At 66.8% G+C, this 6,160-nt stretch carries 6 protein-coding genes; all 6 read right to left on the bottom strand.

Features of this window, described 5'->3' with window-relative positions:
• Nucleotides 1-100 precede the first annotated feature (100 nt).
• Nucleotides 101-1,330 carry a formamidase gene (gene fmdA / locus ME121_RS32220; RefSeq protein ID WP_012322394.1) on the bottom strand — a complete coding sequence of 410 codons (1,230 nt, stop codon included), beginning with the start codon at nucleotides 1,328-1,330 and terminating at the stop codon, nucleotides 101-103.
• Nucleotides 1,331-1,392: 62 nt separating this feature from the next.
• Nucleotides 1,393-2,412 (bottom strand): alpha/beta fold hydrolase, encoded by a 1,020-nt coding sequence (locus ME121_RS32215; RefSeq protein ID WP_059410287.1) that lies wholly within the window; start codon nucleotides 2,410-2,412, stop codon nucleotides 1,393-1,395.
• Nucleotides 2,413-2,422: 10 nt separating this feature from the next.
• Entirely contained in the window at nucleotides 2,423-3,133 is a 711-nt protein-coding gene (urtE, locus tag ME121_RS32210; protein ID WP_043374950.1) for an urea ABC transporter ATP-binding subunit UrtE, read from the bottom strand.
• 56 nt (nucleotides 3,134-3,189) lie between these two features.
• Nucleotides 3,190-3,975, bottom strand: coding sequence for an urea ABC transporter ATP-binding protein UrtD (gene urtD / locus ME121_RS32205; protein WP_012322397.1), 786 nt, complete (start codon nucleotides 3,973-3,975; stop codon nucleotides 3,190-3,192).
• 7 nt (nucleotides 3,976-3,982) lie between these two features.
• Nucleotides 3,983-5,155 (bottom strand): urea ABC transporter permease subunit UrtC, encoded by a 1,173-nt coding sequence (urtC, locus tag ME121_RS32200; RefSeq protein WP_012322398.1) that lies wholly within the window; start codon nucleotides 5,153-5,155, stop codon nucleotides 3,983-3,985.
• 13 nt (nucleotides 5,156-5,168) lie between these two features.
• Nucleotides 5,169-6,095 (bottom strand): urea ABC transporter permease subunit UrtB, encoded by a 927-nt coding sequence (gene urtB, locus ME121_RS32195; RefSeq protein WP_059410286.1) that lies wholly within the window; start codon nucleotides 6,093-6,095, stop codon nucleotides 5,169-5,171.
• Between the last annotated feature and the right edge of the window lie 65 nt (nucleotides 6,096-6,160).

Below are 6,160 nucleotides of genomic sequence, written 5' to 3'. Positions count from 1 at the left end.
GCGAGACCTGTCCGGAGAGGTCGCATCCCTCACCCCAACCCTCTCCCGCCCGGGAGAGGGGGCCTGTCGCGTCAGCCGCGACCGGCCGGGAAACGAAGCATCAAAGATCCGGCGAGAGCGGCATCTGGATCGAGCCGTCGAGGAACTTGGTCGGTCCGTCGGCGCCGGGATTGATGTCGAACTCGAAGATCTTGGTCGGTATCCAGAGTGTCGCGCAGGCATTCGGGATGTCGACGACGCCCGAGATGTGCCCCTGGACCGGCGCGGTGCCGAGGATCGAGTAGGCCTGCGCGCCCGAGTAGCCGAACTTCTTCAGGTACTCGATCGCGTTCAGGCAGGCCTGCCGGTAGGCGATGTGGACGTCGAGGTAGTGCTGGCCGCCGCTCTCGTCGACCGAGATGCCCTCGAAGATCAGGTGATCGTCGTATTTCGGCGTGATCGGCGACGGCTTGAAGATCGGGTTCTTGATCCCGTACTTGGCCATGCCGTCCTTGATCAGCTCGACCTTCAGATGCACCCAGCCGGCCATCTCGATGGCGCCGCAGAAGGTGATCTCGCCGTCGCCCTGGCTGAAGTGCAGGTCGCCCATGGAGAGGCCGGCGCCGGGGACGTAGACCGGGAAGTAGATCTTCGAGCCGCGCGACAGGTCCTTGATGTCGCAATTGCCGCCGTGCTCGCGCGGCGGGACCGTGCGGGCACCGGTGGCGGCGGCCGCGTCCTTCGCGTCGCCCTTCAGGCGGCCCATATGGGCGGTCGGGCCGAAGGGGAGGGTGGCGAGCGCCGGCACGCGCTCCGGATCGGTGTCGTAGAGCGCCTTCTCGCGGGTGTTCCAGGTCTCCAGCATCTTCGGATCGGGCAGGCAGCCGATCAGGCCGGGATGGATCAGGCCGGGGAAGCGCACGCCCGGGACGTGGCGGGACTTGGTGAACATCCCCTCGAAGTCCCAGATCGACTTCTGGGCCTGCGGGAAGTGCTCGGTCAGGAAGCCGCCGCCGTTCTTCTTGGAGAAGAAGCCGTTGAAGCCCCACTGGCTCTCGGGCTTGGCGCCGATGTCGAGGAGGTCGACCACCAGCAGGTCGCCGGGCTCGGCGCCCTCGACGCCGATCGGACCCGAGAGGAAGTGCACGATCGACAGGTCGATGTCGCGCACATCGTCGGCGGAATCGTTGTTCTTGATGAAACCGCCGGTCCAGTCGTAGGTCTCGACGATGAAGTCCGCCCCCGGCTTCACGTAGGCGACCATCGGGATGTCGGGGTGCCAGCGGTTGTGCACCATGTCGTTGTCGTAGGCCGATTGCGTGAGATCGACCTTGATCAGCGTCTCGGGCATCTCGTGTCTCCAGCTCCCTGACTCTCCGGGGCAGGCCCCGTCCGCGCGCCGCTGCGCGTCTCTCACCCGCTCGCGAGCAGCTCGTTGAGTGCGTCGTCGAGGACCTTGATGTCGTCCGGGCTGGTGCCGGGCCCGCCCGCGAAGTGGCCCCACCACGTGTCGATCACGCGCAGCTCCGCGTTCGGCATGGCGGCCGCCTCGATGGCGTTGTCCTCGGGCGGGAAATACAGGTCGGTCGAGGCGGGCATCAGGATCGCCCTGGCGCGGATGGCGCCGAGCGCGGCCTTGAAGTCGCCCTTGAAGGTGTCGTTGGCGCTGATGTCGCCGTGCTGCCACGTCCACAGCATGGCGAGCAGGTTGTTGGCGTCGCGCTCGTAGAACAGGCCTTCCCAGAACCCGATCAGGAAGTCCTCCAGCGAGGCGTAGCCCATGTGGGTGATGTCGGCCTCGAGCCGGTAGAAGGTCTGCGACAGGCCCCAGCCGGCATAGACCCGGCCGAAGGCGCGCAGGCCCCGGGTCGGCGGGCTCGCGTACCAGCCCTCCGCCCAGGCGGCGTCGGCCTGGAGCGCCGCCTTGGCGCCCTCCAGGAAGACGTAATTGTGCCGGGAGCACTTGGCCGAGCCCTGAAACGGCAGGATCTTCGGCACCATGTCGGGGTACATCGACGCCCAGTGGTAGGTCTGGAGCGCGCCCATCGACCAGCCGGTGACGAGCACGAGTTTCTCGATGCCGAAATGCTCGGTGACGAGGCGGTGCTGGGCGCGGACGTTGTCGTAGGCGGTGACGTTGGGGAAGCGCGGCCCGTTCCAGGGCGCCGGCGTGTTGCTCGGCGAGGACGAGAGCCCGTTGCCGAACATGTTCGGGATGATGATGAAGTACTTGTCCGGGTCGAGCGCCTTGCCGGGGCCAATCAACCACTCGTTCTCGGTGTGCTGGCCCGAGTACCAGGTCGGGTAGACGATGGCGTTGTCCTTGGCCGGGCTCAGCGTCCCGAAGGTCTTGAAGGCGAGCTTGGCCGCGCGCAGCGTCTTGCCGCACTGGAGCACGAAGTCGCCGAGTTCGAAGATCTCGTAATCCGCCATGCGGGTGCCCCTAGACCGACAGGAACCGGGCGACGGCTGCCTCGTCGATCCCGTCGCGCGGGGCTTCGTGGACGATGGACCCGTTCTCCAGCACGATCACCCGGTCGGCGACGTCGAGGGCGAAGCTGAGGACCTGCTCCGACACCACGATGGAGAGGCCGCGCGCGTCGCGGATCTTCTTAAGCGTCCGGCCCATCTCCCGGATGATCGAGGGCTGGATGCCCTCGGTGGGCTCGTCGAGGAGCAGGACCTTCGGCCGGCTCGCCAGCGCCCGGGCGATGGCGAGCTGCTGCTGCTGGCCGCCCGAGAGGTTGCCGCCGCGCCGTCCCTTCATCTCCAGCAGGACCGGGAACATGTCGTACAGGTCCTGCGGGACCTTGCGGGTGCCGGTGACCGTCAGGCCGGTCTCGATGTTCTCCTGGACCGTCATGGTCGAGAAGATCATGCGGCCCTGCGGCACGTAGGCGAGGCCCTTGGCGACCCGGGCATGGCTCTTGAGCCCGGCGACATCCGCGCCCTCGACCTGGATCGACCCGGCCTTGACCGGCACGAGGCCCATCAGGGTCTTCATCAGCGTGGTCTTGCCCATGCCGTTACGGCCCATCACGGCGACGATCTCGCCGGGCGCCACCGAGAAGGTCAGCCCGTGCAGGACCTCGCTCTGGCCGTAGGCGGCGTGCAGGTCGTCGACGGCAAGGGCCGGCGTAGCGGATGGGATCATGGCGAGCGGGGGCGCCTGGACCAGGGGCGGATGCGCGGTCTGAAGAGACGCCATCGTCAATGTCCCAAATAAACTTCGATGACCTTCGGGTCGTTCTTGACCCGCTCCATCGAACCCTCGGAGAGCACCTTGCCCTGGTGCAGGACGGTCACCCGGTGGGCGATGTCCTCGACGAACTTCATGTCGTGCTCGATCACCAGCACCGAGCGGCCCTTGATGATCTGGTTGAGCAGCTCGGCGGTCTTGATCCGCTCGCCGACGCTCATCCCGGCCACCGGCTCGTCGAGCATCAGCAGTTCCGGGTCCTGGATCAGCAGCATGCCGATCTCCAGCCACTGCTTCTGGCCGTGGCTCAGGAACTCGGCCCGCTCCCGGAGCTGGTCCTTCAGGAAGATCGTCTCGGCGATGGCGTGGATGCGGTCGCGGACCTCCGCGTCCCGCTTGAACGTGAGGGCGCCGAAGACCGAGCGGCCGCGGGGGAACGAGATCTCCAGGTTCTCGAACACCGTCAGGTCGTCGTAGATCGACGGCGTCTGGAACTTGCGGCCGACGCCGGCCTGCACGATGGCGCTCTCGGAGAGCTTGGTCAGCTCCTGGCCCTTGTACTTGATCGAGCCGGCGCTGGCCCGGGTGCGCCCGCAGATCAGGTCGAGGACCGTGGTCTTGCCGGCGCCGTTCGGCCCGATGATCACCCGGATCTCGTCCGGATCGACGTAGAACGACACGTCGTTCACCGCCTTGAACCCGTCGAACGAGACCGTGAGCGCCTCGACGGCGAGGAGGTAGTCGGGCGGGGCCGCCTCGGCGCCGACCACGGGGGAGGAGAGGATCGCGGCGTTCATCGGAGACTCACTCGGCCGGGGCGCCGTGGGGCGGGACGATGGCGGGCGGCGGGGCGCGCAGGCCCTTCACCCGGCGGGTGAGGCGGGGCTCGATATGCTCGCGCCAGATGCCGGCGAGGCCGTTCGGGAAGGCCAGCACCACCGCGATGAACAGGGCGCCGAGGCCGAACAGCCAGAGATCCGGAAAACTCTCGGAGAAGCTGGTCTTGGCCCAGTTGACGAGCAGCGTGCCCCAGACCGCGCCGAACAGCGACAGGCGCCCGCCGACCGCGGCGTAGATCACCATCTCGATCGAGGGGACGATGCCCACGAAGGAGGGCGACATGAACCCGACCTGGAGGGTGAACATCGCGCCGCCGATGGCCGCCAGTCCGGCGGCGAAGCAGAAGGCGAAGACCTTGAATCCAGCGACCGAGTAACCCGAGAAGCGGACCCGGTCCTCCTTGTCGCGCATGGCGACGAGGATGCGGCCGAGCTTCGACTTCTTCACGTACTGCGCCGCCAGGATGCAGGCGATCAGCAGGCCGCCATTGACGAAGTACAGGATGACCTTCGCGTGGTCGGTGCGGATGTCCCAGCCGTGGAGGGTGCGCAGGTCGGTGATGCCGTTGATGCCGCCGGTATAGCCCTGCTGGCCGACGATCAGGATGGTCAGGATCGCGGCGATCGCCTGGGTGATGATCGCGAAGTAGGTGCCGCCGACCCGGCGCTTGAACATCGCGAAGGAGATCAGCATCGCGAACAGGACCGGGACGGCGACCGCCAGGATCAGCGTCAGCGGCAGGCTCTTGAACGGCTGCCAGAACCAGGGGAGGGCCGTGATCTGGTTCCAGTCCATGAAGTCCGGGATGCCGGGCGTGGACTGGATCTTCGTGTTCTCGATGCTCGACGCTTCGAGCTTCAAGTACATCGCCATGCAGTAGCCGCCGAGGCCGAAGAACACGCCCTGACCGAGCGACAGGATTCCCGCGTAGCCCCAGCAGATCACCAGCCCGAGGGCGACGAACGCGTAGGTCAGGTACTTGCCGACGAGGTTGAGGCGGAAGCCGTCGAGCACCAGCGGCAGGACGACCAGGATCACCCCGGCGAGCAGGAGCAGGCTCAGCCACTCCACCGGCTTCATGAACGGGTTGTCGTTGACGGTGACGGATTTGGTGAGGGTCTGGACCGGATTCGTCATGGTCGAAAAATCCTCAGCGCCGGACCTTGAGGGTGAAGAGGCCCTGGGGCCTCAGCATCAGGATGCCGACCACCGCGAGCAGGGTGATCACCTTGGCCATCGAGCCGGAGAGGAAGAACTCCAGGGTCGACTGCGTCTGGGAGATCGAGAAGGCCGACGCGATAGTGCCGAGGAGGCTCGCGGCGCCGCCGAACACGACGATCAGGAAGGTGTCGACGATGTAGAGCTGGCCGGAGGTCGGCCCGGTCGACCCGATCATCGTGAACGCGGAGCCCGCGATCCCCGCGATGCCGCAGCCGAGGCCGAACGTGTAGCGGTCGACCTTCTCGGTATCGATGCCGACGGCCCCCGCCATGGCGCGGTTCGACATGACCGCGCGGACCTGCTGGCCGAAGCGCGAGCGGAAGATCAGCAGCGCGACGCTGACGGTGATCAGGATCGTGACGGCCATGACGAACAGGCCGTTGATCGGGATCTCGATCGTGTCGGTGACCTGCACCGAGCCGATCAGCCAGGACGGCAGCTCGACGCCGACCTCGCGGGCACCGAAGATCGACCGGTAGGCCTGCTGGAGGATCAGCGACAGGCCCCAGGTGGCCAGCAGCGTGTCGAGCGGGCGCTTGTAGAGGAACCGGATCAGGCCCCATTCCACCAGCATTCCGAGCGCCCCGGAGGCGAAGAACGCCAGGCCCATCGCGATGAAGAAGTAGATCGGGAAGAGCGCCGGCAGGTAGGTCTGGAAGAAGGTCGAGCAGAGATAGGTGACGTAGGCGCCGAGGATCATGAACTCCCCGTGGGCCATGTTGATCACGCCCATCTGGCCGAAGATGATCGCGAGGCCGAGCGCCATCAGCAGGTAGACGGAGAACAGGATCAGGCCGGCGAAGCCCTGCATGGCGAAGATCGCGCCGAGGTCGCCGAGGGAGTAGTCGCCGAGCATGGTCCCGTTATCTCCGATCCGAGATGCGCTCCGCCCGCGGCGGAGGCCCGTGATCCCGCTCAGAT

The sequence above is a fragment of the Methylobacterium sp. ME121 genome, assembly GCF_000974725.1.
GTDB classification, from domain to species: domain Bacteria; phylum Pseudomonadota; class Alphaproteobacteria; order Rhizobiales; family Beijerinckiaceae; genus Methylobacterium; species Methylobacterium radiotolerans.
The sequence above is the reverse complement of the archived record's forward strand: the minus strand, read 5'-3'. Positions and strand labels throughout refer to the sequence as shown.

Coding starts and splice junctions, on each gene's coding strand:
- fmdA (WP_012322394.1), bottom strand. CDS start 1,330: ATGCCCGAGACGCTGATCAAGGTCGATCTCACGCAATCGGCCTACGAC.
- ME121_RS32215 (WP_059410287.1), bottom strand. CDS start 2,412: ATGGCGGATTACGAGATCTTCGAACTCGGCGACTTCGTGCTCCAGTGC.
- urtE (WP_043374950.1), bottom strand. CDS start 3,133: ATGATCCCATCCGCTACGCCGGCCCTTGCCGTCGACGACCTGCACGCC.
- urtD (WP_012322397.1), bottom strand. CDS start 3,975: ATGAACGCCGCGATCCTCTCCTCCCCCGTGGTCGGCGCCGAGGCGGCC.
- urtC (WP_012322398.1), bottom strand. CDS start 5,155: ATGACGAATCCGGTCCAGACCCTCACCAAATCCGTCACCGTCAACGAC.
- urtB (WP_059410286.1), bottom strand. CDS start 6,095: ATGCTCGGCGACTACTCCCTCGGCGACCTCGGCGCGATCTTCGCCATG.